The sequence below is a fragment of the Methylomonas sp. 2BW1-5-20 genome (assembly GCF_052474515.1).
This window is the reverse complement of the sequence record NZ_CP184127.1, coordinates 60,966-85,491: the sequence shown is the minus strand read 5'-3', so window position 1 is coordinate 85,491 and position 24,526 is coordinate 60,966. Positions and strand designations below refer to the sequence as shown.

The 24,526-nt window shown below is 51.4% G+C and carries 27 protein-coding genes; 7 read left to right on the top strand and 20 right to left on the bottom strand.

Annotation, left to right across the window (positions count from 1 at the left end):
* Nucleotides 1–4 precede the first annotated feature (4 nt).
* The 9 genes from ACH50O_RS00400 to nifE all read right to left on the bottom strand — a co-directional run bounded on the left by ACH50O_RS00400 (nt 5) and on the right by nifE (nt 6,700).
* Nucleotides 5–385, bottom strand: coding sequence for a hypothetical protein (locus ACH50O_RS00400; protein ID WP_446810097.1), 381 nt, complete (start codon nt 383–385; stop codon nt 5–7).
* A complete protein-coding gene (locus tag ACH50O_RS00395; RefSeq protein WP_446810096.1) occupies nt 382–888 on the bottom strand; it encodes a hypothetical protein in 507 nt (168 codons plus the stop codon). The genes ACH50O_RS00400 and ACH50O_RS00395 overlap by 4 nt, the downstream gene beginning before the upstream one ends.
* Before the next feature lie 3 nt (nt 889–891).
* Nucleotides 892–1,215, bottom strand: a complete 324-nt coding sequence (locus tag ACH50O_RS00390; RefSeq protein WP_446810095.1) for a (2Fe-2S) ferredoxin domain-containing protein — start codon at nt 1,213–1,215, stop codon at nt 892–894.
* A 717-nt stretch (nt 1,216–1,932) separates the two neighbouring features.
* Nucleotides 1,933–2,247 carry a ferredoxin III, nif-specific gene (gene fdxB, locus ACH50O_RS00385; protein WP_446810094.1) on the bottom strand — a complete coding sequence of 105 codons (315 nt, stop codon included), beginning with the start codon at nt 2,245–2,247 and terminating at the stop codon, nt 1,933–1,935.
* A 9-nt stretch (nt 2,248–2,256) separates the two neighbouring features.
* A complete protein-coding gene (locus ACH50O_RS00380; RefSeq protein WP_446810093.1) occupies nt 2,257–2,472 on the bottom strand; it encodes a CCE_0567 family metalloprotein in 216 nt (71 codons plus the stop codon).
* 8 nt (nt 2,473–2,480) lie between these two features.
* On the bottom strand, nt 2,481–2,954 hold the full coding sequence (locus ACH50O_RS00375; protein ID WP_446810092.1) for a NifX-associated nitrogen fixation protein: 474 nt from the start codon (nt 2,952–2,954) through the stop codon (nt 2,481–2,483).
* A 428-nt stretch (nt 2,955–3,382) separates the two neighbouring features.
* Entirely contained in the window at nt 3,383–3,814 is a 432-nt protein-coding gene (gene nifX, locus ACH50O_RS00370; RefSeq protein WP_082769255.1) for a nitrogen fixation protein NifX, read from the bottom strand.
* A 44-nt stretch (nt 3,815–3,858) separates the two neighbouring features.
* On the bottom strand, nt 3,859–5,256 hold the full coding sequence (gene nifN / locus ACH50O_RS00365; RefSeq protein WP_446810091.1) for a nitrogenase iron-molybdenum cofactor biosynthesis protein NifN: 1,398 nt from the start codon (nt 5,254–5,256) through the stop codon (nt 3,859–3,861).
* 1 nt (nt 5,257) lies between these two features.
* Nucleotides 5,258–6,700, bottom strand: a complete 1,443-nt coding sequence (gene nifE, locus ACH50O_RS00360; RefSeq protein ID WP_446810090.1) for a nitrogenase iron-molybdenum cofactor biosynthesis protein NifE — start codon at nt 6,698–6,700, stop codon at nt 5,258–5,260.
* A 504-nt stretch (nt 6,701–7,204) separates the two neighbouring features.
* Here nifE and ACH50O_RS00355 point away from each other — a divergent pair.
* Nucleotides 7,205–8,872, top strand: a complete 1,668-nt coding sequence (locus tag ACH50O_RS00355; RefSeq protein ID WP_446810089.1) for a methyl-accepting chemotaxis protein — start codon at nt 7,205–7,207, stop codon at nt 8,870–8,872.
* Nucleotides 8,873–8,953: 81 nt separating this feature from the next.
* Here ACH50O_RS00355 and ACH50O_RS00350 read toward each other — a convergent pair whose 3' ends face one another.
* Together ACH50O_RS00350 and ACH50O_RS00345 are read right to left on the bottom strand one after the other, a co-directional pair.
* Nucleotides 8,954–9,154, bottom strand: a complete 201-nt coding sequence (locus tag ACH50O_RS00350) for a YgaP family membrane protein (protein WP_446810088.1) — start codon at nt 9,152–9,154, stop codon at nt 8,954–8,956.
* Nucleotides 9,155–9,162: 8 nt separating this feature from the next.
* On the bottom strand, nt 9,163–10,440 hold the full coding sequence (locus tag ACH50O_RS00345; protein ID WP_446810087.1) for an NAD(P)/FAD-dependent oxidoreductase: 1,278 nt from the start codon (nt 10,438–10,440) through the stop codon (nt 9,163–9,165).
* A 207-nt stretch (nt 10,441–10,647) separates the two neighbouring features.
* Between ACH50O_RS00345 and msrB the strand changes: the two genes are divergently transcribed.
* Genes msrB through ACH50O_RS00320 form a run of 5 tightly spaced genes read left to right on the top strand, consistent with a single transcriptional unit; the run spans nt 10,648 to nt 17,491 of the window.
* Entirely contained in the window at nt 10,648–11,043 is a 396-nt protein-coding gene (gene msrB / locus ACH50O_RS00340) for a peptide-methionine (R)-S-oxide reductase MsrB (protein ID WP_446810086.1), read from the top strand.
* On the top strand, nt 11,040–12,344 hold the full coding sequence (locus tag ACH50O_RS00335; protein ID WP_446810085.1) for a M18 family aminopeptidase: 1,305 nt from the start codon (nt 11,040–11,042) through the stop codon (nt 12,342–12,344). Before msrB ends, ACH50O_RS00335 begins: the two co-directional genes overlap by 4 nt.
* Before the next feature lie 47 nt (nt 12,345–12,391).
* On the top strand, nt 12,392–12,973 hold the full coding sequence (locus ACH50O_RS00330) for a YfiR family protein (RefSeq protein WP_446810084.1): 582 nt from the start codon (nt 12,392–12,394) through the stop codon (nt 12,971–12,973).
* Nucleotides 12,966–15,326, top strand: coding sequence for an EAL domain-containing protein (locus ACH50O_RS00325; RefSeq protein ID WP_446810083.1), 2,361 nt, complete (start codon nt 12,966–12,968; stop codon nt 15,324–15,326). Before ACH50O_RS00330 ends, ACH50O_RS00325 begins: the two co-directional genes overlap by 8 nt.
* A gap of 8 nt (nt 15,327–15,334) precedes the next feature.
* Entirely contained in the window at nt 15,335–17,491 is a 2,157-nt protein-coding gene (locus ACH50O_RS00320; RefSeq protein WP_446810082.1) for a TonB-dependent receptor plug domain-containing protein, read from the top strand.
* Here the strand turns inward: ACH50O_RS00320 and ACH50O_RS00315 are convergent.
* The 9 genes from ACH50O_RS00315 to ffh all read right to left on the bottom strand — a co-directional run bounded on the left by ACH50O_RS00315 (nt 17,488) and on the right by ffh (nt 23,581).
* Nucleotides 17,488–17,910, bottom strand: coding sequence for a hypothetical protein (locus ACH50O_RS00315; RefSeq protein ID WP_446810081.1), 423 nt, complete (start codon nt 17,908–17,910; stop codon nt 17,488–17,490). The two genes, ACH50O_RS00320 and ACH50O_RS00315, sit on opposite strands and share 4 nt — an antisense overlap.
* A 90-nt stretch (nt 17,911–18,000) precedes the next feature.
* On the bottom strand, nt 18,001–18,774 hold the full coding sequence (gene lpxA / locus ACH50O_RS00310) for an acyl-ACP--UDP-N-acetylglucosamine O-acyltransferase (protein WP_446810080.1): 774 nt from the start codon (nt 18,772–18,774) through the stop codon (nt 18,001–18,003).
* A 2-nt stretch (nt 18,775–18,776) separates the two neighbouring features.
* Nucleotides 18,777–19,661 carry a site-specific tyrosine recombinase XerD gene (gene xerD / locus ACH50O_RS00305; RefSeq protein WP_446810079.1) on the bottom strand — a complete coding sequence of 295 codons (885 nt, stop codon included), beginning with the start codon at nt 19,659–19,661 and terminating at the stop codon, nt 18,777–18,779.
* On the bottom strand, nt 19,658–20,164 hold the full coding sequence (locus ACH50O_RS00300) for a methylated-DNA--[protein]-cysteine S-methyltransferase (RefSeq protein WP_446810078.1): 507 nt from the start codon (nt 20,162–20,164) through the stop codon (nt 19,658–19,660). Before ACH50O_RS00300 ends, xerD begins: the two co-directional genes overlap by 4 nt.
* Nucleotides 20,165–20,259: 95 nt before the next feature.
* The gene (rplS, locus tag ACH50O_RS00295; protein ID WP_020484866.1) at nt 20,260–20,607 is read right to left on the bottom strand and encodes a 50S ribosomal protein L19; all 348 of its coding nucleotides are present in this window, start codon (nt 20,605–20,607) and stop codon (nt 20,260–20,262) included.
* A gap of 12 nt (nt 20,608–20,619) precedes the next feature.
* Nucleotides 20,620–21,360: a tRNA (guanosine(37)-N1)-methyltransferase TrmD gene (trmD, locus tag ACH50O_RS00290; RefSeq protein WP_446810077.1), complete on the bottom strand. Its 741-nt coding sequence runs from the start codon at nt 21,358–21,360 to the stop codon at nt 20,620–20,622.
* A gap of 8 nt (nt 21,361–21,368) precedes the next feature.
* Nucleotides 21,369–21,860: a ribosome maturation factor RimM gene (gene rimM, locus ACH50O_RS00285; protein ID WP_446810076.1), complete on the bottom strand. Its 492-nt coding sequence runs from the start codon at nt 21,858–21,860 to the stop codon at nt 21,369–21,371.
* A gap of 25 nt (nt 21,861–21,885) precedes the next feature.
* Nucleotides 21,886–22,137, bottom strand: a complete 252-nt coding sequence (gene rpsP / locus ACH50O_RS00280; RefSeq protein WP_101051787.1) for a 30S ribosomal protein S16 — start codon at nt 22,135–22,137, stop codon at nt 21,886–21,888.
* A gap of 88 nt (nt 22,138–22,225) precedes the next feature.
* Nucleotides 22,226–23,581 carry a signal recognition particle protein gene (gene ffh / locus ACH50O_RS00275; protein WP_446810075.1) on the bottom strand — a complete coding sequence of 452 codons (1,356 nt, stop codon included), beginning with the start codon at nt 23,579–23,581 and terminating at the stop codon, nt 22,226–22,228.
* A 126-nt stretch (nt 23,582–23,707) separates the two neighbouring features.
* Between ffh and ACH50O_RS00270 the strand changes: the two genes are divergently transcribed.
* Nucleotides 23,708–24,505 carry a cytochrome C assembly family protein gene (locus ACH50O_RS00270; protein WP_446810074.1) on the top strand — a complete coding sequence of 266 codons (798 nt, stop codon included), beginning with the start codon at nt 23,708–23,710 and terminating at the stop codon, nt 24,503–24,505.
* The last annotated feature ends 21 nt before the right edge of the window (nt 24,506–24,526 follow it).

Sequence of the window (24,526 nt, the reverse complement as noted above, 5' to 3'; positions counted from 1 at the left end):
CCCCTTATTGCGGGATGTCTAGCAATTTTGCTTCGGTTTTAATGTTGTCTTGCTGCCCCCAGGCATTGATTGCTTCGACGAACCATTGCTTTTTGCTTGGGTGCGGCTGCACAACGTCGTATTCGGCATAAAAACTGCCGTCGCCATGAAATTTGATCTGGCCAATGCGCTGCTTACCGGCGCTATACCAGTAACCTACCAAATCCTGCGTTTGGGTAAACGGATCGGTCACCAGACTGAATTCGGCGCTATCAAAATCCGGCAAACTCAACTGGGTTTGCACCGAAAAGCCCAAACGGGCGATATTCTCGGAGATACGTTGACACACGGCCCTACCGAAAACCCGTTTGGCCTCGACATGTTCGCTGATGCTGTTGGCGGTCATGCGGCATCCTCCATCACCGCGTCGGCCAGATCCATGATCACCGATGCGCCTGAACGATCTTCCGGATCGAGCGCCCGCATCAGTACCAGAATCGATTGCGCTTCCGCGTCCAATTGCCGCCGCAACTTGATAAATGCCAGGGCTTTTAAGCTATACAGGTAAAACAAGGCGATGTCGCTGACATACATATCCCATTGTTCCAACTCCCGGCCCAATTGCCGATAATCGGCCGGAAAACCGCCCTGACGAGCGGCCTCGGTCAGCGCGGCCATCACTTCGCACTCGGCTTCCAGCAGGCGGCCTTGGTAAAAATAGAACTTATACAAGGCAAAATAGGTTTGCAGACATGTACTATCCAAGGATTGCGCCTGTCTGAAATACTTTTCCGCCAAGGGTTTGTCGGCGTGGCTGGCAACCACCGCCATCTGCAACAGTCTATTTACCTCTTCCGGCACATCCGGACTGAATAAAACCCGCTCTTCAAAAAAGCCAACCTGACTCATGGTTTACCAAACCTCGGCGGGCGCTACCAAAGCGGCGACCGGCGTACCGCCCAACAGATGTTGATCGATAATAGTTGTTACATCTGCTTTGGTAACTTTGCCGTACATGACGCCTTCGGGATAGACCAGCACGCTGGGTCCGAGCATGCAAGGCCCCATGCAACCGGTATTGGTTAAACCGATTTTCTCGAACAGATTGCGAGCTTGAATTTGGTTCATGAACTCGTTCATCACTTCGGCACAGCCGCTGGCGGTACAGGAGCCGCGCGGATGTCCTTGCGGACGGGCTTGAGTGCAGACGAATACGTGTTTATCGGGACGAGGCATAGTGGGATTCCTTATGGTTTAACTTAAAAATAAGGTGTCGCTATCGCGACGAATTCTTTGATGTCGGTTCTCGGACCGACGACCGAGATACTTTCTTTTGCTCCACCAAAAGAAAGTATCCAAAGAAAAGGCGGCCCGAATGCCGCTTATCCCCTGTGTTCCTCGCTTTTGAACGGGGTTGCCGAAAGGGGCTTCCTGCCCCTTCGGCAACGCGCCGCATCCCTGCGGCGCCCCTGCGGGCTAACCCGTTCAAAAGCTCCGGTGCTCGGCGCGGCATACGGGAGACAACCGTTCTACATTCTGCTCCTAGATATACATTTAGCACCAGAAATCTAAAAAAACGCTTTTACAAAACATTGTGAAGCTTCTTCAGCTGGCGGCGGCTCGATCCCGAATTTATTCGGACAACCTAGTAATTCCGGGACAAGCCCCATCCCCTATGCCGCGCCGAGCACCGCAGCGTTTATCGAGAATAGCCCGAAGGGGCACCGCAGGGATGCGGTGCGTCGGCAGAGAGGCTGGGAAGCCCCTTCTGCTGACCCTCAAGAAACGCTACGGCGCGCAGGATCAAAGCGGCATCGGGGTGGCCTTTTCTTTGGATACTTTCTTTTGGCCAAGCAAAAGAAAGTATCTCGGCCGTCGTGCCAGCGACACATTGTTTAAAATCCGCGTAGGCACAAAAACCGTGCCCACCCTACGCAACTTAAAAGCTAAAGATCAAGCCGCAGCCTTATGCTGATGCGTAAAACAATCCTTAGGACAAACCTTGGAACACGCTTCGCAACCGATACAATCTGCAGCGTTTTTCAGGCTCATTACCATACTGTTGTCATCGTCCTCAAAGTCGCCGTAGTCGTCGCCAAAATCCTCGGCCTCCAATACGTCGTCCTTTTCCACCAGATCGAAGACATCGCGCGGACAAACCTTGAAGCAACGGCCGCAGCCGATACAGGTACGCTGATTGATATCGGTAACGTACGATGGTGTCCAGACTGTGCCGCCGTAGGTCACGCCGGTTACAAATTCGCTCATAATCGCCTCCTAAGCCGATTCGCTACTGGCAGCCAAGAATTTCTTATTGGCCTCGTCCCAGGCTTTGCAAGCGTCGTAAGTCGCCTGCGCGATGCCCATCAATTCGCCATAGGCGTCGGGTAGCCTATCTTCGATCAAATCGTGCAGCACGGATGCCGCCTCGCTTGCGATACGTTTGGCTTTCTTGACGTCTTTTTCCAGTTTTTTGAGTTCTTCGTCGCTCATCACTCACCTCAAGCTTCGGCTACTTCTCTATAGGTTTCGATCAAGCCCAGCGCTTTTTCGATCGTCGCATCGGTTTTAGACGCCAGATCTTCCAGGCTAGGGAATCCGAAGCGATGCACGTCGCGCAATACTTTATCCACCACGATCAATTTGCCGACCAATACCAAGGCCCGGCCGAAACCTTCGTGGGTGATGTTGATCACCGGCACGGCCATCAAGCCGCCTTTCTTCTCGATCAGCGAGGCGATGGAGTTGTAATAGGCTTTAACGCGGGCCAAGGTGATTTCATCGGGATCGCCGATAATCGGAATCTCGCGTTTGCGTTCTTTGGTCATCACCAAAGGATCAATGATTTTTTCTTCCGACCACCCTTCGTAGGTATCGTAAGTATCGAGTGCGCGCAGTTGTTTGACCATCTCGACAACGATATCCGAGGTCATGAAGGGGTCGCCGGCTTCGACGACTAATGCTGGTTGGGCCATGGTGGTTCTCCTTTGGTTTTTTGTTTGGTTAGGTTTGTGGCCTAACTGAAAAGTATTCATTGAGTGTCGCTAACGCGACGACTGTTTTAATGTCGGTTCTCGCACCGACAGGCGAGATACTTTTCTTTGCTTGTCCAAAGAAAAGTATCCAAAAGAAAAGACACCCGGATGCCGCTTCTTCCCTGCGCTCCTCACTTTCGAACGGGGTTACCGAAAGGGGCTTCCTGCCCCTTCGGCAACGCGCCGCATCCATGCGTCGCCCCTAACGGGCTGTTCCGTTCAAAAGCTCCGGTGCTCGGCGCGGCATACGGGGCAAAACCATTCCGACGCGCCAACTCTTTTAACTATTTACGAGCTACCCCTCTCCTGCTGGGGAGGGTTGGGGTGAGGAGTATTAAAACCATTTCATCTCGCTCTCCCCACCCAATCTATTCATCCCAACCTTCCTCTTCCATCGCATTAAACCGCTCAGGACTCGGCCCTTTGTGTTGGTTGATGGCTTTCGCCAGCCAGCTGGATGGACCGGCTTTCATCTCTGCCTGTAAATCCGAGATCAAATCTTTTATCGTGGCGCCTTCTTGGACTTTGATCGGCTGAATACCTTGCGCGACGATTTGTTTAACCGCCGATGCGCCGATGGCCAGGCAGTAAACCGCCGCACAGCCTTCCAGCAATTGAATCTTCACGGACAGTTTGTCTTCGTTGCCGTCCTGGGCCAACTCGCCAAACTGAGCAGCTTCCATTAACTCCGACTGTTCTGGATCGACCGCATAAACGGCAAACGATTTGGCGGAACCGAAATGCTGATTGACATACACCATGTCGGTGGTGGCAAAAGCGACTTTAATAGCGGTTTCCATGGAAATCCTCTGTTCGTTTGTATGCAAAACTTGTATGCGGCGCGTTAATGACATGACGGCGAGCAGGCTTGACGTTCCGATTCGGGTTTTTGCGCATATGGCGAGTAGTAAGGCTCGATCTCCTCGTGGGCAAAATTGATCACTAGATTGGCTAAGTCGAACAAGGTTTGCCGGGTGCCGCGATAACCGATCCAGGTTTTTTGATAGCCGCCGATGATGTCGTAGAGCGGAAAGCCGATACGTAGAATGGGGATGCCCAACCGTTCGGCGCTGGCGACGGCGTGCGAGTTACCGATCAGCAATTGCGCTTTGCGCTCTTTCGCCATCACTTCCAAATCTTCCAAATCGCCAATCTTGATGCTGTCTACCGGCGCGGTCGCCAGCACAGGGGTGTTGCCAGCGCAGATAGCAGTGACCACTTCAGCGCCCATGCCTTGCACCAAATGAATCAACGCATTGAGCTGATCCGGATCGGCAGCGATGGCTACACGTAGCTGACCGAGCATGAAATGGGTATCCAGCATCGCGTCCTGTAATTGCGCGCGCTGCCGTTCAATTTTTTGCGGCACCGGCATTTCGCTGATGTCGGCCAAAGTTGTAATCAAGGCATCGTTAGCTTGCAAACCGTACAAATGGTCGAAATAGTGGCTGGGCACGCCGGTTTTTTCCTGCAAGAGTTCGCCGGATTTACGCAGTGAAGCGCCAATTATCAAGCTGGCTCGGGCTTCTCCCAAGGTCGCCAGTTCCGAAACCGGCGTACCGCCGATAGTTACCGGCGAGAAGTCGTCGTCGGTCAGACTGCCATCCAGAGAATCGGACAAGTCAGGTACGAATACCGGGCGTAAATTGAATTGTTCGATCAAATCGCGCAAGGCCTCCAGGTCGCCCGGCGTCAGCATCGGGCTGACCAAACAGTTGACCTGCCGTTGCCGATTGCCCGGCTTTGTGCCGGCACTCACTGCGTCCGGCACCAAGGCCTTGACGATTTCGTAAATAGTCGCCGCGTAACCGGTTTCTACGCAGCCGGTAAAATCAGGGGTATTGACTGCCACTACAGCGACATGGGCGTATTCCGGATAACGCTCACGAAACTCGCGAACGTTACGATGTACGTCGCAACCTTGAGTTTCCGCCAAACCGGTAGTCAGCACTGCAATTAAAGCTGGATTAGATTTTTCGGCGATAGCCTTGATACCTTCGATGACGTTCTCATCGGCGCCCAATACCGAGCTGGCTTGGTCCATCGCCGTGGTTTGCAAGGGAATCGGCTCGCGAAAATGCCGCACGAAAAACACCTTGGCAAACGCGGTGCAACCTTGCGAACCATGTAGCATCGGAATCGCCCGATCGAAGCCTAGGCAAGCCAGAGAACCGCCGGTAGGCTGGCTGGCCTTTAACGGATTGACCGACAGGGCTTTGTTGCGTTTGACGATTTCGGCCATGTTATGCTGCCTGAGCCGATAAAGGCTCTGCTTGAATCTCTGGGGCAGCCGACTTTTTCAGGCCACCGGTGCGCCAAGGCGGTGTGGCCCGCACGGCTTCCCAAACCGGGCTTTCCAAGGTTAAAGCCAATTGCCGGACCAGTTCCAGCATGCCTTGATAGCCTTCATAGCCGAACTCGCGTTCTTGATTGATATCCAGGAACGGAATGCGTGCTTTCAAGGCGGTGTACATATTGCGACCGCCTGCGATCAGAATGTCGGCTTTGTAATCGGCAACCACTTTCAACAAAGCTTTTGGGCTGCCGTCTTCGATCATTAAGGTGTCTTCGCCCATCAGTTCGCGAATCCGCGCTTTGTCTTCCTCGGTAGATTTTTTGGTGCCGGTCGCAACCACCACCATGCCTAAATCTTGCAGCGCGGAAATGACCGACCAGCTTTTCACGCCGCCGGTAAACAACAACACGCGTTTACCTTTTAGTCTTTCGCGCCAAGGCGCCAGCGCTTCACGAATACGGTTTTCTTCGCGGGTAATGATCGCTTCGGTGCGTTCGATTAAATCGGGGTCGTTAATCACCCTGGCAAAATCGCGCAAGGCTTGGCTGGTGTCGGTGATGCCGTAAAAACTACCCTCAAACCAAGGTGTGCCATAGCTTGTTTGCAGCTTGCGCGCGACGTTGACCATAGCTTTGGAGCAGACCATCATGTTTACTTCGGCTTTGTGCATGGTTTGCACTTCACGGAAACGGGCGTCGCCGGACAAAGTACACAATACCCGCAGCCCCATTTCGTCCAGCAGTGGCAGCACATGCCAGAACTCGCCCGCGATGTTGTATTCACCCACCAGATTGACGTCGTGCACCTTAATGCCGGGCCGTTCAGTGCCGGGCGGCAAGGGGTCAGGATCGCGAGTGCCGATCACATGATTAACCATCGCGTCACCGGCAATCCGATTACCCAAGTTTTTGGTGCCATAGAAGCCGGCACAGTCGATAGGCACCACCGGCACACCCCAACGTTCGGCGGCGGATTTGCAGGTGGCGTTAATATCATCGCCCACCAAAGCCGGGACGCAGGTGTTGTAGATAAATACTGCGGGCGGATTGTAGGTTTCGATGGCTTGTTTGATGGCGTGGAACAGGCGTTTCTCGCTACGCCCCATCACCACGTCTTGCTCGGTCAAATCGGTGGTCATCCCGATTCGGTATAATTCCGATCCCGAAGAGCGGGTGCCGCGGTTGTCCCAGGAACTGCCGGCACAAGCGATAGGACCATGGACGATATGCGCGACGTCGGCGATCGGCAATAACGCTATCTGTGCACCGTCGAAAGCACAACCGCCCGCCGCCGAGCCGGGTTTGGGTTTGGCGCAGCCGGACTTTTCCTTCTTGTTATGCTCGCAAGCCGGTTCGTCCAGCAGTTCCGCAATGTCTTTGGTCGATTTCATGGCATCACACCTCGCTTTTTGTTAATGACAAAGCAACCGGTGTGCCATTTGATAAGACACTGATTTTTATCTGATTTTATTGAATTTAAATTGTAGCAAACACGACAAAAGCCGTTTGACGGGGAATGATGACGACAATTGCCGGCAATTTCGAGCGATGCATAAGTCCCCAAGCCACCATCTTGTCCCCAATGGTGGGATGCAATCGCATCCAAGCCCCGGCAACAATCGCAAAGCCACCAAGGCGCTGCGCTATCGACATGGCCTGAGCTTACAAATTCGGTTCTGCGCACCAAAGCCCGTCGTGGGAGAAAGCATATCCGGCTTCATCATTATCCCCTGTTAACGCAATATAGAAATGCATTCGAATCACCGACAAGATCGGTTCCGAAAAAAAATAGACTCATCTTCACTTGTAGATAATCTGATATGGATCAATACTTCTGGCACCAGGACGCCGAATAGTTGCCTCATTCTACCCACCTTGTCCGAATAGGAACTTATATGAATTGGATAGCTGATCTTTCATTACGCTGGAAACTGACCGGCCCTCTCATGGTGTTGTCGGCCGTGATATTAAGTATTGCCTGCACCGCGTTATTCAGCCAAGCGCAAATCCGGCAGACCACCGAAGACATGGGCACAACCTACCTCCCGGGTATCGAGAATCTATTGGAAGCAGACCGAGACCTCTATCAGGTTCAGGTAGCCGAACGGACCTTGTTGCTGAGTAACAAGGATTCATCGCCACAGTTCGCGAGTAAACAAATCGCACAGATCGAAGAAAATCTGCAACAGTCGGCTGAACGTATTCAAAAGTTTATCGACATCGCCAAACGCAATGACGTCATGGCGGCCAATATCGGCGGGCAAGTAAGCAAATATCGCGATTCCCGCTCGCGCTGGGAAACCCTCAGCCGAGAAATCGTGTCCCGGCAAGCATCCGGCAACCCGGACGACAAAGCCCAGGCTCTTGCCCTCAGTTTCGGCGCGGCGGCGGATCAATTCGCCGAAATGCGCGGCGTGATTAACGAACTCACCGAGTTCACCGAAAAGCAGGCGCATCTTGCCGAAGAAACCGCTTCCAAGGTTAGCCGGCAAAGTCAATTCGCGAATGCAGGTATTGCTTTGGCCGGCTTGTTTATCGCTTTAGTCGTCATTTTGTCAGCCCCGCGTAGCGTGATCGCACCGATTAACGCACTTATCAAACATCTGGAGGATATAGCCAAAGGCGGCGGCGACTTGTCCTTGCGTTTGCCGGTGGCCAGTAAAGACGAAATTGGCCGCATGGCCACCGCTTTCAACCGCTTCGTGGCCGAATTACAGGATTTGGTCAAAAGTATCGTCGAGACCAGCGTTTCTCTGGCCAGCGCCGCGGAACGCCAGCGTCAAGCGGCGGAAGGCGGCCGCTCGTGCATTATTGAGCAACGTCAGGAAATCGAACACGTGGCCACGGCGATGAACGAAATGACCGCCACGGTACACGAAGTGGCGCGCAGCGCGGTCAACGCCGCCGACAGCGCCCGCAACGCCGACAGCGACGCCGCTGTCGGAAAAACCGCGGTTAACGAAACGGTCGCATCCATCAGCGACTTGGCGAAAGCAGTGCAAAACGCTGCAGCCGTGGTACATGACCTGGAAAAAGAAAGCGCCAACGTGGGTTCGGTACTCGAGGTGATCAAAGCCGTTGCCGATCAAACCAATCTACTCGCACTCAATGCGGCAATCGAGGCTGCGCGTGCCGGCGAACAAGGCCGCGGTTTTGCCGTGGTTGCCGACGAGGTTCGAACGCTGGCTTCCCGTACCCAGGGTTCGGCGCAGGAAATTCAATCGATGATAGAAGCCCTGCAAAACCAAGCCAACCGCGCTGTACACGTCATGAACGAGGGACGCAACAAAGCCGAGAGCAGCGTGACCCGGGCAATGTCCGCCGGCGATACGCTGAATAAAATAACGCAAGCGGTAGGCTTGATTAACGCAATGAATGCGCAAATTGCGACCGCCGCCGAGGAACAAAGCTGCGTCAGCGACGAGATCAACCGCAAGACCGTAAAAATCAACGACTTGGCGGGAGTAACCGCCGCCAGAGGCGATGAAGTTGCCGCGTTGGCCGGTCAAATCGATCAGCTTGCGCATACCTTGGCGGGCCGTGTCGGACGTTTTAAGATTTGATTGAGATTATCGGCATCGACCGCGAAAATACGGGCTGAAGCAGGAACGGCTCAGCCCGAGCAAGCGCTTGATAAATGGTGCCTAAAACGCGCAGCCCGATTTAACGCCGAGCTTTTTCAAAATAATCGCCAGCGGACAAAAGCCGCTGAAAGACGCTTGCAGTAAATTGGCGCCGACGAACGCGGTAAACCATAGCCAATTCGGCGAATGCCAGTGCGCCAAGGCCACACTGATCAGGACAAACGAACCGGCAAACGCCATTACCATACGATCGATAGACATAAAGCCCCCTATTTCAAACGTACCACGCCCATCAGTTTCAGCATCATCCGCTCGTAGAACGGTTCGCTGATGCCTTTTCTGACTTTACGCATAAAGTATTTTTCAAAGCCAATTTTCGCCAGATGCACCCATTTACCATGGTTGGACCAGGTGGTATTACGGGGCGGGATTTGCGGCACTGCCAAAAATGCCACGCCGGTATCGCCCAAGTCCGCCAGGCACAACGCGCTTAAACTAGGGATATCGGACGGCTGTTTACCGGCCAATTCGTCGCGAATATTGTGCGCGGTAGCGGTAACCATGGATTCAATCATATACCCGGTTTTCGGTGTGCCGGTAGGCACCGGGGTTTTTTCCACCGGCGGTAGCGCCACGCAAACACCGACAGAATAAATGTTTTTGTAGGTCGGATTACGCTGATATTGATCCACCAACACAAAGCCGCGCGGATTGGTCAATCCCTCCGCTCCACTATGCCGCACCGCATCGACACCGGTAAAAGCCGGCAGCATCATCGAATGCTTGAACGGTACTTCGTGTTTTTTCTTTTCGTTGCCGTCTTCATCGACTTCGGTAACATACATCATGCCGGCTTCGATACGGTCCACCTTGGCATTGGTAATCCATTTGATGGTTTTGTCGCGGAGCGCGCTTTCCAGCAAGCCTTTGGTATCGCCGACGCCGCCCAAACCCAAATGGCCGATATAAGGTTCCGAGGTGACGAAGGTCATCGGCACTTTGTCGCGGATTTTGCGCTTACGTAGTTCGGTTTCCAGAATCATCAGATATTCGTAGGCCGGACCGAAACAAGACGCCCCCTGCACCGCACCTACCACAATCGGGCCGGGATCGGTCATAAATCGATCCCAATCCTCGGTAGCCACCGCGGCATGATCGACATGACAGACAGACGAAGTATGGCCGCCGTGCGGCCCCAATCCGGGTACTTCGTCAAAAGCCAGACGCGGGCCGGTGGCGATGATCAGATAGTCGTATTCGACGGAACTGCCATCGGCCAGATCGACTTTATTGTTGCCCGGATCGACCTTGGTTGCGGCTTTCTGGATAAAGTTGATGCCTTTTTTTGCCATTACCGGCGCCAGTTCGATTTTCAAATCTTCCGGTTTACGCCATTTCGGTGGCACCCACGGGTTCGATGGCACAAAGTGGAACGTCGGCGAATCGGAAATCACTACCACTTCATGCGCCTTGCCGACAATTTCTTTCATTTCATAGGCCATCGGCACACCGCCGATACCCGCGCCTAACACTACGATTCTAGCCATGACATTCTCCTCGATGCTGTTTAGATGAACGCTATTGAAGTATTTTTTATGATTATTTTGCTGTTATTTGCTTCAAAATCGCGCGCATCAAGAATATTAGAATTATCTAACATAATCAACTGAAATATTCTCGGCCGTTGATTGCTTTTGATGCCGCGGGAGACTGAGTACAATGCCGGTCATCACTTGCCTCCGCAGACAAACACCATGACCGATCAACACGACACCGAACAAGCCTGGCGCGAGAAACTGACTCCCGAGCAATTTCATGTCTGCCGGGAAAAAGGCACCGAGCCGCCGTTTACCGGCAAATATACCGATTGCGACGAAGCAGGTATTTATCGTTGCGTCTGCTGCGGACATGCTCTGTTTACTTCCGAACATAAATTTCATTCGGGTTGCGGGTGGCCCAGTTTTTGGAATCCGCTTGCCGCCGACAGCTTGAATCAACAACCGGATACCAGCCACGGCATGCGCAGGGTCGAAGTGACCTGCCAATCCTGCGGCGCGCATCTGGGACACGTGTTCGAAGACGGACCGCAACCGACCGGCCTGCGTTACTGTATCAATTCGGTCGCTTTGACGCTGGACAAGCAATCATGACAATTCAAACACAAGTGCAGGATTTGCTGGACTTTATCGACGCCAGCCCCAGCCCTTGGCATGCCGTTGCGACGATAGAGCAACGTTTGCAGGCGCAACAGTTCCAACGCATTCAGGAAAACGACTCATGGTCGTTGGCGGCCGGCGGCCGTTACTATGTGATCCGCGACGCTTCGTCCATCGCGGCATTCGTCATCGGCAAGCGCGATTTGGCGGAAACCGGCTTTAAAATACTCGGCGCGCATACCGATTCTCCCGGCTTGCGCGTGAAACCGCAGCCACTGATCGACTCCGACAAACTGCTGCGTCTGGCCGTGGAAGTCTACGGAGGTCCGATTTTGGCGACGTTTACCGACCGCGACCTTAGCCTGGCCGGCCGGCTCGCCTACCTGGATAGCGATGGCAATATCGCCAGTCGGCTGCTACGTTTCGACCAAGCGCTGCTTCGGCTGCCGAATCTGGCCATCCATATGAATCGCGGCGTCAATGAAGACGGCTTGAAGTTAAAAAAACAAAGCGAGTTACCGTTGTTGTTCTCGGCAAGCGCGGAACAACAACTACCCGCCGATCGCTTCAGGCAACTTCTGGAAAGAAGCAGCGGCATCGCCGCCGACCGAATTTTAGGTTGGGAACTGAATGTTTACGACACGCAGAAGGGCACGCTGTGGGGCGACGAGCAACTGTTTTACGCCGATAGCCAGTTGGACAATCTGGCGTCTTGCCATGCAGGTTTGAGCGCCCTGTTGGATAAGGACAGCTTAAATAGTGGCAATACGCTGGTCTGCGCGTTTTTCGATCATGAAGAAATCGGCAGCGAAAGCTGCAAAGGCGCAGCCGGTAGCTTCCTCCCGGACGTATTGGAACGGATTGCGAACTCGCTTGGCAATAAACCGGACGATTATCGACGCGCGCTAGCCAATAGCTTTATGATCAGCGCAGATATGGCGCACGCGTATCAACCCAACTTTCCCGGCGCTTACGAGTCCGGCCACAAAGTCATCGTCAATCACGGGCCGGTCATCAAGCTGAATGTTAACCACCGTTACGCTTCCGAATGCATTTCCGAAGCCATGTTTATGCAGATATGTCGGCAAGCCGAGGTGCCGTTTCAAAAATACGCGCATCACGGCGATCTGCCTTGCGGCAGCACCATAGGCCCGATAAGCTCGGCGAAATTGGGCATCCGTAGCGTCGATGTAGGCTCGCCGATGTGGGCCATGCACAGCCTGCGCGAAAGTGCCGGCGTACTGGATCACGCCTATATGATTCGGGCGCTGCGGGGATTTTTCGGCAACCGATAATTTTTCAACTATCCTTGCCTGATGATTCTATCCGGTAGGGAATAACCTTGGTTTCCGTCTTTTCCACTGATGACGCATTCTTGTTGCGCCGCGCTGTCGCGCTAATTAAGTGGGTATTACTATGTTGCTGCGTCGGTCAGCAGTCGCAAGCCGACGAACTGAACCTGGAATACAAGATCAAGGCGGCTTATCTATACAACTTTACCAAATTCATCACTTGGCCGGAAAAAACCAGTCCGACTTTTAATATCTGCATTATAGGCAACGATCCCTTCGGCGGTTTACTCGGTCCATTGGAGAGTAAAACCGTTCAGGATAAGCCGATTCGTTTGTTTAAATTCGATACCCCGAAACAGGCGAAAGACTGCGATATCGTTTACTTCGACAACCCCGATCAACGCGCCGATCTGGCCCTGCCCGGCGTGTTGCTGGTCGGTTCGTTGAAAAAGTCATTGACGGTCAGCAGCGAACCGTTTTTTGCCGAATCCGGCGGCATGATCGGTTTTGCGCTGGACGACGGCAAAGTCAAACTCCACATTAACCTGAAGGCTCTAAAACAAAGCGGTTTTAGCGTCAGCGCCAAGCTCATCGAAGTTGCCACGCTGGTGGAAGGCGGCGAGCATGAGTAAGGTTTTCGCCCGGCTGTCCATCAAAGGTAAATTGTTTACCATTGCCATTACCTCCAGTCTGTTTTCCATGCTGTTGGCTCTGGTGATATTGGTAACGGTCAACGTTACCGAAGTGAAACGTAAAGCGCAGAGCGATTTAATGGCGGTAGCCAGCTTGATCGCCAATCGTAGCGTCGCCGCGGTGATGTTTGACGACGCCAATTTGGCTAAGGAAAACCTGGTTTCGTTAAATAACTTACCCGACTTGCGCAGTGCTTGCGTCTACACCAAAAAAGGCCTGCTGTTTACCTCGCTGGACAAACAAACCACACTCTGTCCGCCCGTATCGCACGGCTTGCGCAACTATTTCGACAAACTCAGCCTTTATGTCTATCAACCGATGCGGGTGGACGACGAAATTGTTGGCGCTATTTTTCTATCCGCCGACCTCAGCTCGGCATTCTGGCGGGAATTGAAGTTCATCGGGGTCGTGCTGATTGTGCTTTTTGTGGCCTTATCGATTACTTTTTTGCTAACCGCTCCACTGTTAAACCGAGTGGCTAAGCCCATCGCCCAATTAGCCAAAACCGCGCAAAAAGTCAGCGAGGAACATGACTATTCCATACGCGCCGCCAAGCATAGCAGCGATGAAATGGGCATTTTGGTCGATGCATTCAACGATATGCTGGATACTGTCGAGATTCAGAATAAAGCGCTGATTAGCGTCAAAAACAATTACCAAGCCTTATACGACAACAACCCGACCATGGTCTTTAACCTGGATATGCAAGGGCAAATTATCTCGGTGAATCGCTTTGGCGCCAGACAGCTGGGCTTGAGCGTTGAAGAACTGCAAGGCTGCTCGATTTTCAATTTCGCCCATCCGGAAGACATCGGTAACTGCAATCAATTTTTCCAAAGCTGCCGAAACCATCCCGAGCAAGTGCATAAGCTGGAAAGCCGCATCATCTGTCGTAACGGCAATATTATCTGGGCCCGGGAAACCGCGCGCCTGGTGAAAGACGAAAACAATCGTCAGCATCTATTGTTGGTCTGCGAGGACATCACCGAAACCCGGCGCTTGTCGGAAAAAATTGCCTATCAGGCCAGCCACGACGAATTAACCGGTCTGGTCAATCGCCGCCAATTCGATATCCATATTCAAAACTTGGTGCTGGAAGCCCAAGCCAACGATAGCCACCATGTATTGTGCTATTTGGATCTGGATCAATTCAAAATCGTCAACGACACTTGCGGCCATCTGGCAGGCGACGAATTACTGCGGCAGCTCGGCGAAGTGCTACGCCAACAAGTGCGGAGAATGGACATATTAGCCCGCCTGGGCGGCGACGAATTCGGTATATTGATGTCGTATTGTTCGTTGGAACAGGCCATCATCACCGGCGAAAAACTGCGTAATGCCGTGTGCGATTTTCAATTTGCCTGGGAAAACCGCAGCTTCAATATCGGTGTCAGCATTGGTATTTCGCCGATCAATCGGGCCTGCGGCAATGCCGTGGATGTGTTGAAAGAAGCCGATGCCGCCTGTTACGCTGCCAAGGAAAAAGGCCGTAACCGGGTGCATATCTTCAGTCCCGACGACGAAGAACTGACGCTGCGCCAAGGCGAAATGCAATGGGTGGAAAAAATCCGCATCGGCATTGAACATGACCGTTTCCAGTTATTCGGTCAATTGATTGTGCCGATCGCCGAGAACCGCGGCGGTCTGCATTTCGAAACCTTGATCCGCTACCGCGACGACCAGGGCAAAATCATTCCGCCCGGCGCCTTCCTGCCTGCCGCGGAACGCTACAACATGGCATCGCCATTGGACCGTTGGGTTATCTCCCGCCTGTTCGAGTATTTGGCGACGACGCCTGATTTTCTGAATCGTTTGGAAATGTGCTCGGTGAATCTATCCGGTTTATCGCTATCGGATCAAACGATGCTGAGCTTTATCGACGAACAATTCCGAAAATGGCAGATACCGACCCATAAAATTTGTTTCGAAATTACCGAAACTGCGGCGATTAGCAATCTGTCCTATGCGCGGCAGTTTATCGACTCTCTGCGCCAAAAAGGCTGTTCATTTTCCTTGGACGATTTCGGCAGCGGTTTATCGTCATTTGCTTATCTGAAGAATCTGCCGGTAGATTATTTAAAAATAGATGGTCTATTCGTAAAAGACATACTGGAAGATCGCGTCGATTTGACTATGGTTAAAGCGATTAATGAAGTCGCCCACGTGATGGGCAAAAAAACCATCGCCGAATTTGTGGAGACCCAAAGTATATTTGATCTACTGCAAACCTTGGGCGTGAATTACGCGCAAGGCTACGGTATTGCCAAACCGGTGCCCTTGCGCGAATTATGAGAAATTCTATGTTGGACATTTTGAGAAATCGGCTTTTCAAACCTTCCCTGCTGGTGGGTTTGCTTGGCCAGCCCGCCTATGCTGAGCAAACTGTGAACGACTTGTTGGAGCTGTCGCCAGCCGAGCTTGCCAATATTCCGGTCAGTATTGCTTCCGGCACGGCCAAACCCATATCGCAATCGGCTGCGGTCGCCAGCGTCATTACCGCCGATCAAATTGCCGCAATGGGCGCGACCGATCTACATGAAGTGCTGGAAACCGTACCCGGCATGCATGTCTCGATCCAACCTGTCACTAACGATTACAGTTACACCATGCGCGGCATTCGTAACGAGACCAATGCGGAAGTATTACTGATGCTCAACGGCACGCGTTTTTCGGTGCCATATCAGGGCACGCACATGGCCGGAATGATCATTCCCGTCGAAAACATTCAGCGCGTCGAAGTGATCCGCGGACCGGGTTCGGCACTCTATGGCGCCGACGCCTTCGCCGGCGTGATTAATATCGTCACCAAAAAAGCGGCCGATATTGACGGCACCACGATTGGTGCGCGCGGCGGCAATGCCGATACCAAAAGCACATGGGGCCAGTATGGAGGCAAATGGCAAGGTTGGGATGTGGCAAGCAGCCTGCAATACAGTCATAACGGTGTCGATCCGGATCGGATTATCGCCGCAGACGCGCAAACCAAAGTCGATCAAGTTCTCGGCACCAATGTATCGCTCGCTCCCGGCCCAATGCAAACTCAAAACGAACGCTGGAACGGCCACCTTAATTTGCAGCGTAAGCATTGGGATTTGGGCTTTTGGGCTTTTAACGAATCCGATTACGGCTTTCGTTCCGGCGCCTATGGCGCACTGGATAACAAAGGCAAGGGTAATGGCGCTAATTACTTGGCGGATGTGCGTTACTCCACGGAGGACGACCTGGAGAACTGGGAATTGCAAGCCCATGCCAGTTTTTTGCATACCGACGTATCAGCCAATATTTACGGTTTTCCGGCCGGCACAATATTACCGATCGGCGCGGACGGTAATGTCACCGATCAGTTGGCGTCAACCAGAGGTTTAGTGCTGTTTCCGGAAGGTTTACGGTTCATAGGCGGCTTTAAAAACACCGTCCCCAGTTTTGAATTGACCAGTATTTACAAAGGCTTTTCCAATCATCTAATCCGCATGATCACGGGATTCCGCTACGAAGAATTAAATACTCGGGAAGCGCGCAATTACGGTGCGGGCGTGATCGACGGCGCCACCCTCTCGCCAAGCGACATAAACCTAGCGGGCGGCCTGCAAAATCTCACCGGCACACCATTAACCCTGATAGAAGACCACCATAGAGACATCTGGTCGATGGCGGTCCAAGACGAATGGCAATTTGCCGAAAATTGGCATCTCACCACCGGCCTGCGTTACGACCACTACTCCGACTTCGGCAGCACCTGGAACCCACGCGCCGCTTTGGTTTGGGACATTAATTCGCAGCTAACCGGAAAACTGCTGTACGGCCAAGCGTACAGAGCCCCTAGTTTTCTGGAGCAATATCAGCAAAATAGTCCGCTGTTTCTCGGCAACCCCACCTTGCGTCCGGAAACGATCACAACCACGGAACTTGCTTTCGATTATCGGCCCACGAAAAACCTTAGAACTGCGCTAAATTTATATCATTACGAGATTCATGATCTAATCAGCGGCCCAATTGCTAGCGCCACCACACTGACCGAACAAAACACCGCAGGGCAGGACGGTTACGGCAACGAATTCGAATGGGATTGGAAGTTTCATCCGGACTGGAATCTGCGTGGTAACTACGCTTGGCAATTTGCCCGTAACGAAGTAACTCACGCCAGGGTTAGCAACGTCCCGGAACATCATGTTTACAGCGCACTCGCCTGGAATTTTATGCCGAAATGGCAGATTCAAACCCAAATCAACTGGATAGGCCATCGCCTAAGCAGCCCGGAAGATACACGAGTTTTAAAAGATTATGAAACGGTCGATTTGACTTTAAACGCTAAAAAACTGATGGGCTATCTGGATTTGACCGCATCGGCTCGCAATCTATTCGATAGCCATGGCAAGGAACCGGCTACGTCCAGCTATCCCTACAATTTACCGATTGCCGGACAAACTTTTTATTTCGAAGCGGGTTTTCACTTTTAGCTGATTGCCTGAACAGAATAATTTTGGTGAATCGCATCCAGCACATAAGCCACGATTTTACGGCTTAACCAAGCTTCGCCGGCGGCCACTGCCCGTATCATCCTGTTAATGTATGTCGCTAACGACAGGCTATTTTGATAACCCTTGGCGCCGGCCAACACGCAATGCAGAATTTGCTCTTCATGTAAGTCGTCGCCAATAATTACGATGTTGCTGGCGGGGCTTGCGGCCAATAACAAATTGGTATAGTCGGCCGTTTCGCTGCCACGCAGCGCAAAATTCAGCAGAATCATACTGGGTTGCAATTGTTCGGCAGCATTAAGCGCCTGAATTTCATCGGAATAAAAAGCAACATCCGCTTCCGCCATTAACATTAGCGGCTGAATTTGCCCGATGTTATCGATTACTTGAATTTTCATTATATCTTGCTGTCTGTTTTCTGCTGCCTGGTATGCAACTTTAGTCTTATGACTATCCTAACCCGCTAAAATTGCCCTTTACTATAAAAATTAGCTGGTGACATCGATAAAACCGTGCAGACCCCGTTTTGAATCCACCGCCAGCCAATGCCTTAAGTATTGCAGCTCTTCCGTAGATTGCAATTCATCCAGGCTTTTTTTATTTTTTAAGAGTCTGAATGCCGCCGAAAGCACCTTGTAATTCTCGCCGACAATCCCGGCACGTCTTAAACCTACAATGTTCAACCGATAATGCTTCGCGGGACGACCGCCAATCAGCATAAAAGGTATCACATCCATGTTAATCCCCGTTGTACCCTGGACAATAGCATAAGCGCCTATCCTGCAAAATTGATGAACGACTACCGCACCGCCCATAAACACATTATTACCAACCTCTACATGGCCACCAATCGCCACGTTATTCGCAAAAATGGTTTTATCGCCTACCGAACAATCATGCGCAACATGACTGTTATTCATAAAATAGCAATCGGAACCAATTTTGGTCGCACCGCCGGTTACGGTAGCGCGATGCGCGGTGAACCCTTCGCGAAAGACATTGTTATCGCCAATTTCAAGCCATGTTTCAGTCTGAGCCTGGAACCCCAAGTCCTGAGGCAAACCGCCGAGCACGGCATGCGGATGCAAAACATTACCAGCGCCCATTTTGACGCGGCCGTGTATCACCGCATGCGCACCAATTTGGCTGTTGGCGCCGATCGCGGCGCCCGACTCTATCACCGCAAACGGCCCGACGCTGACATTTTCGCCCAATATTGCCCCGGTTTCGATAAATGCGGTTGGATGAATCAGTGCGGTCATGCTTAGCCTCGTGGATGATGTTGGGTATGTAATGCTTTCAGCCGCTGTTGGGCGATATGCGTATAAATCTGGGTAGTTGATAAATCGGAGTGGCCGAGCAAAAGCTGTACAACGCGAAGATCGGCGCCATGGTTGAGCAAATGCGTGGCAAAAGCATGCCTCAACGTATGCGGCGACAGATGTTTATCGATACCGGCCAATTGCGCGTAACGCTTGATGATATGCCAAAAAGCCTGCCTAGTCATACAGCTGCCTCGAGAAGTGACAAATAAGTAATCGCTTTGCCTGTTTCCCAAAATTGCTTGCCTGATGCCTTGCAAATAACGTTCGGCCCAGTCCATGGCTTCTGCGCCAACCGGCACCAGACGCTCCTTGTCGCCTTTGCCGACGATACGTACACAGCCTTGCCGAAAATTGATCTGCCCGAACTTAAGTTCGACTAACTCGGATACCCGCAACCCGGTAGCGTAAAGCATTTCGAGCATCGTCCTATCTCTGAAGCCTAATTTATCGGTGATTTCCGGTGCGTTTAACAATAACTCGACATCGGTTTCCGATAATGAATCTGGCAACGTGCGACCAAGCTGCGGCGCATCTATCAATTGGGTGGGATCGACGCTAATTTCACCCTCGCGCAGCAAATAACCGTAAAAGCGCCGCAAACACGATACTATTCTGGCCGAGGAGCGGCTTGTTATGCCTTGTTGCTGGCGGACAGCCAAAAAGCTCTTGATCGTAGTTTCGTCAACAGACGTTATATCCTTATCCTTCAACCACTTCGCAAACAATTTGAGGTCGCTGCCGTAAGCCGATAGCGTATTGTCGCTTAAGCCGAATTCCAGCCACAATGCGTTTAAGAAAGACTCTATGGTCTGAGCCGAATTCATTCGCCAGCCAATCCCAGACCACGTTCGTATTCAAGTAAACGGTGCTTAAGCGCGACAAACTCGCCATCAACATGCCCCATAAAACCGCCGATGCCATTTTTGGCCACCACACGGTGACAGGGAATAATCCCCGCATAGGGGTTATTGCGGCAAGCTCCGGCTATTGCCCTAGGCCCCGAACTCAACTTCTCAGCCAATCCTGAATATGTTTCTACTTGTCCGACGGGAATCGCCAATAACGCGTTCCAAACGGCATTGCCGTGAGCGCTACCCTGACTTAGCAAGGTAACATACAGCTCGGTTTGCCGGGGATTTAACAGATAACTTTGTACTCTGACAGCCTGCGGTGACAAAGCCTTGGTTAACTCGCCTCCAACATGCCAAGAGGCATCCGTAATGATTTCACCAACCATGGTTAATCTCAATTCCGCATCGAGTATTGGCACGGAGAGCAACGACTCATCCCCATCCGCAACAGCTTGCCAAACGACATGTAAAGGCATGACTATTCTCTTGCTGTCGGCAAAAAAAAAGGCAGCTAAGCAGGCCGCCTTTTCTAATTAACTGATTCGATATAAACGAACCAGATTGCAGCGTATTAAGAAAGTTTTTCTTTAATACGTGCGGCTTTACCAGCCAAATCGCGCAGATAGTAAAGTTTAGCGCGACGAACGTCACCGCGACGCTTTACTTCGATGCTACCAACCGACGGGCTGTGAGTTTGGAAAACACGTTCAACGCCAACACCATGCGAAATTTTTCTGACGGTAAATGCTGAATTCAAACCGCGATTACGTTTAGCAATCACGATGCCTTCAAAAGCCTGTAATCTTTCCCGTGTGCCTTCAGTTACTCTAACCTGTACCACGACAGTGTCGCCCGGTCCGAATTCCGGCACATCTTTTTTCAGCTGTTCAGCTTCCAATTCTTCAATAATTTTACTCATAACCACACCCTATTAAACAACTTCAGTTCTAAATTCTTTCAACAAAGCATCCTGCTCTGCGCTTAATGTTATCTTTTCCAGCAAATCGGGCCGTCTCAACCACGTTCGCCCCAATGCTTGTTTCATGCGCCATCTTCTGATCTCGGCATGATTTCCACCTAGCAGCACATCCGGGACATCGCCAAAATCGCTATGTTCGGGCCGCGTAAAATGCGGACAATCCAACAACCCATCAGCATGCGAATCTTGTTTAGCGGACTCCTCGTCGCCGAGCACACCAGGGATTAACCGCGAAACAGCGTCAATCACGATCAAAGCTGCGAGCTCGCCGCCGCTAATGACATAATCGCCCAGCGACCATTCCTCATCGCAACCATACTGAATAAACCGCTCGTCTATTCCCTCGTAACGGCCTGCCACGAGGATCAATTGATCATAGCGACTGGCTTCCTGCAACAAATCCTGACTAATCAACCGCCCCTGAGGGCTCAGACAAACCACTCTACTGTTAGCAGAGAGATTATGCTGTTTAGCTGCATTTACTGCATCGAGCAAAGGCTGACATTTCATCACCATACCCGGACCGCCGCCATAAGGCCTATCATCGACAGTCCGGTGTTTATCATGCGTGTAATCGCGAGGATTCCAAACGGATAAACCAACCAAGCCGCGTTCGATTGCTCTACCAGTTACTCCATAACTAGCAGCATTGGATACCATATCAGGGAAGAGACTGATAACATCGAAACGCATGCCTGAGGCTAAAAGTCAGGATCCCAATCGACAATAATCAAGCCATCGTCAAGATCGATTTTTAATATAGTACTCTGCTGCAAAAACGGAATCAGACGCTCTAATTCGCCATCGACTACGACCAGAACATCGTTAGCGCCGGTTTCCAACAAATGACCAACTTTGCCTAATTTACAACCTTCTTGATTGCGTACTTCAAGGCCGATCAGGTCAGCCCAGTAATACTCGCCATCACTCGCTTTGGGCAGTTGTTGCTTGCGTATCAGAATGTCCGCACCGATTAATTCCGCCGCTAGATCCCTGTCGCCAACACCGTCTAACTCCGCAACAACCAAACTACCTTGCCGACGACCAACAAGCAGTTTAATTTCCCGAAGCTGATTGTTCTTCTGCAAAAACCAAGGGGAGTACTGCAATATGTTTTCGCGGGGATCGGTGAAAGAATAAACTTTTACCCATCCTTTTACACCAAAAACGCCGGACACTTGGCCGACGTTCAAAAAATCCCCTACTGGCAAAGCTAAATTAAGCGACTGCTTTATCGGCGTCTTTAATCAATCTAGCGACGCGGTCGGTTGGTTGGGCGCCGTTGGCTTTCCAGTATTGGACGCGCTCGCTATCCAAAACCAATCTTTGCTCACCACCGCGAGCCAAAGGATTAAAGAAACCTACGCGCTCGATGTAACGACCATCGCGACTGCTTCTGCTGTCGGTAACAACAACATGATAGAAAGGACGATTCTTAGCGCCGCCTCTGGACAAACGAATGCTTACCATTTGGATACCTTAAAAAACATTGAATCAAAAAACTTAATCAAACTATTCTACGCGATTTTCATAATAAGTGAAGGACAAATTACGACAATCACATTCTCATGCCGCGCATATTGCTCTTCAAGCCGCGCATCATATTGGCAATATTGCCCTTGCTGAATTTTTTCATCATCTTTTCCATCATTTGATGTTGCTTCAACACGCGGTTTACAGCCTGCAAATCCAGACCGCAACCATCGGCAATCCGCTGCTTACGACCACCTTTGATCAAATCAGGAAATCGCCGCTCTTGCTTGGTCATCGAGTTAATAACCGCTATCTGATGCGCCAGATCCTTGTCGTTGACTTTATCCTTAATATCCTTAGGCACGCCGCCCATACCCGGCAGCTTGTCCATCATCGCGCCAAGTCCACCCATATTCTGCATTTGTTCCAACTGTTCTTTCAGATCGTTCAAATCGAAGCTTTTGCCTTTCTGCAGCTTTTTGGCCAATTGCTCGGCTTTTTTCTTGTCGACTTTTTGTTCGATATCCTCGATCAGCGACAACATATCGCCCATACCCAAGATACGCGAGGCCAGCCGATCAGGATAGAAAGGCTCCAAAGCATCGGTTTTTTCGCCGACACCAATGAATTTAATCGGCTTACCAGTGATATGCCGAATGGACAGCGCCGCGCCGCCACGCGCATCGCCGTCGGCCTTGGTCAAAATCACGCCGGTGAGCGGCAAGGCATCGTGAAACGCCTTGGCGGTATTCGCAGCATCCTGACCTGTCATGCTATCCACCACGAACAAGGTCTCGATCGGCTTGATCGCGGCATGCAAAGCCTTGATCTCCGCCATCATTTCGTCATCGACATGCAAACGACCGGCGGTATCGACGATCACCACATCCAGAAACTGACGTTTTGCGGCATCGATAGCCCTGTTAACGATATCAATCGGATTTTCGCTGACATCGCTTTCGAAAAACTTCAAACCAACATCGGCCGCCAAAGTCTCCAATTGCTTAATCGCAGCAGGACGGTAAACGTCGACACTCACCACGCCCACCTTTTTCTTTTTCTTCTCTTTCAGATGACGGCCTAATTTTGCCACCGTAGTGGTTTTACCGGCCCCCTGTAGGCCGGCCATCAATACGATCGCGGGCGGATTGGTGCGTAGATTCAGCTCTTCGTTGGCTGACCCCATCACTTTAACCAATTCCGATTGCACCACCTTGATTAGCGCCTGCCCGGGAGTCAAACTGGTTTGAACTTCCTGCCCCAGAGCTCTCTGAGTCACTTGTTCAATAAAATCGGTGACCACCGGCAAGGCAACATCGGCTTCCAGCAAAGCCATTCGCACTTCGCGCATGGTGTCCTGGATATTGCTCTCGGTCAGACGGCCCTGGCCTTTAATTTTTTTTAGTGTGCCACTCAGGCGATCGGATAAATTATCAAACATATCTGCGTCTTTATTTTTCTAGGGTTCCGGCGAATGTCTGCCAACACAAACGGATTACAACAATTGGGGCGCTTAGTTTAACATAACCGTATCCCAACACCTTTTGATTATTCCCTAGCCATCGCCATGTACACCACACCCGTCGGTATATTTTCGATATTGAGCTATACAATCGCCACATTGCTGATCGTCAAAGAAATCTTCGGCGCCAGACAACATCGCAATTCAATACAGCTCGCTTGGCTGGGCGCGGGCCTGCATAGCGCCTATACCGTGTTGAACATTCAAAACCATGAGGGATTTAATTTCAGTTTTTTCAGTACCGCAGCGCTGGCTGCGTTAGTCATTAGCTTGTTATTGCTGTTCGCGGCCCTGGACAAACCGGTGGCAAAACTGGGCGTATTGATTTTTCCGGTCGCGGCGGCAATGTTGGCATTAGATATTATTTACCCAACCAAGCCACATCCACTGATCAACCACAATTGGCAGATGAGCACCCATATCCTGACCTCGATTTTGGCATTCAGCCTGCTCAATATCGCCGCCTTACAAGCTATTTTATTGGCCATCCAAGATCAACAATTGCGCCATCACCATCCTAAACGCTTTATGCTGGCTCTACCACCTTTGCAAGCCATGGAGTCTTTGCTATTTCAGATGATTGCAACGGGATTACTGTTTTTGACGGCGTCCTTAGTTAGCGGCTTCTTTTTCATCGAGGATTTGTTTGCGCAACATCTGGTGCACAAAACTGTGCTGTCGATTTTAGCTTGGATAATTTTTTCCGCGCTGCTATTCGGTCGAATACGTTACGGCTGGCGCGGGCAAAGCGCCATTCAGTGGACATTAATTGGATTTACGTCGCTACTTTTAGCCTACTTCGGTAGTAAATTGGTTCTGGAATTGATTTTAAAAAAAATCTGATCCAAACACTCTCACCCTTTT

Coding starts and splice junctions, on each gene's coding strand:
- nifX (WP_082769255.1), bottom strand. CDS start 3,814: ATGGAAACCGCTATTAAAGTCGCTTTTGCCACCACCGACATGGTGTAT.
- ACH50O_RS00315 (WP_446810081.1), bottom strand. CDS start 17,910: ATGAAAATTCAAGTAATCGATAACATCGGGCAAATTCAGCCGCTAATG.
- ACH50O_RS00325 (WP_446810083.1), top strand. CDS start 12,966: ATGAGTAAGGTTTTCGCCCGGCTGTCCATCAAAGGTAAATTGTTTACC.
- ACH50O_RS00355 (WP_446810089.1), top strand. CDS start 7,205: ATGAATTGGATAGCTGATCTTTCATTACGCTGGAAACTGACCGGCCCT.
- ACH50O_RS00335 (WP_446810085.1), top strand. CDS start 11,040: ATGACAATTCAAACACAAGTGCAGGATTTGCTGGACTTTATCGACGCC.
- ACH50O_RS00395 (WP_446810096.1), bottom strand. CDS start 888: ATGAGTCAGGTTGGCTTTTTTGAAGAGCGGGTTTTATTCAGTCCGGAT.
- ACH50O_RS00400 (WP_446810097.1), bottom strand. CDS start 385: ATGACCGCCAACAGCATCAGCGAACATGTCGAGGCCAAACGGGTTTTC.
- ACH50O_RS00300 (WP_446810078.1), bottom strand. CDS start 20,164: ATGCCTTTACATGTCGTTTGGCAAGCTGTTGCGGATGGGGATGAGTCG.
- nifN (WP_446810091.1), bottom strand. CDS start 5,256: ATGGCCGAAATCGTCAAACGCAACAAAGCCCTGTCGGTCAATCCGTTA.
- ACH50O_RS00320 (WP_446810082.1), top strand. CDS start 15,335: ATGTTGGACATTTTGAGAAATCGGCTTTTCAAACCTTCCCTGCTGGTG.
- ACH50O_RS00270 (WP_446810074.1), top strand. CDS start 23,708: ATGTACACCACACCCGTCGGTATATTTTCGATATTGAGCTATACAATC.
- ACH50O_RS00380 (WP_446810093.1), bottom strand. CDS start 2,472: ATGAGCGACGAAGAACTCAAAAAACTGGAAAAAGACGTCAAGAAAGCC.
- fdxB (WP_446810094.1), bottom strand. CDS start 2,247: ATGAGCGAATTTGTAACCGGCGTGACCTACGGCGGCACAGTCTGGACA.
- rplS (WP_020484866.1), bottom strand. CDS start 20,607: ATGAGTAAAATTATTGAAGAATTGGAAGCTGAACAGCTGAAAAAAGAT.
- rpsP (WP_101051787.1), bottom strand. CDS start 22,137: ATGGTAAGCATTCGTTTGTCCAGAGGCGGCGCTAAGAATCGTCCTTTC.
- ffh (WP_446810075.1), bottom strand. CDS start 23,581: ATGTTTGATAATTTATCCGATCGCCTGAGTGGCACACTAAAAAAAATT.
- ACH50O_RS00350 (WP_446810088.1), bottom strand. CDS start 9,154: ATGTCTATCGATCGTATGGTAATGGCGTTTGCCGGTTCGTTTGTCCTG.
- lpxA (WP_446810080.1), bottom strand. CDS start 18,774: ATGACCGCACTGATTCATCCAACCGCATTTATCGAAACCGGGGCAATA.
- xerD (WP_446810079.1), bottom strand. CDS start 19,661: ATGAATTCGGCTCAGACCATAGAGTCTTTCTTAAACGCATTGTGGCTG.
- ACH50O_RS00390 (WP_446810095.1), bottom strand. CDS start 1,215: ATGCCTCGTCCCGATAAACACGTATTCGTCTGCACTCAAGCCCGTCCG.
- nifE (WP_446810090.1), bottom strand. CDS start 6,700: ATGAAATCGACCAAAGACATTGCGGAACTGCTGGACGAACCGGCTTGC.
- msrB (WP_446810086.1), top strand. CDS start 10,648: ATGACCGATCAACACGACACCGAACAAGCCTGGCGCGAGAAACTGACT.
- ACH50O_RS00375 (WP_446810092.1), bottom strand. CDS start 2,954: ATGGCCCAACCAGCATTAGTCGTCGAAGCCGGCGACCCCTTCATGACC.
- ACH50O_RS00345 (WP_446810087.1), bottom strand. CDS start 10,440: ATGGCTAGAATCGTAGTGTTAGGCGCGGGTATCGGCGGTGTGCCGATG.
- trmD (WP_446810077.1), bottom strand. CDS start 21,360: ATGCGTTTCGATGTTATCAGTCTCTTCCCTGATATGGTATCCAATGCT.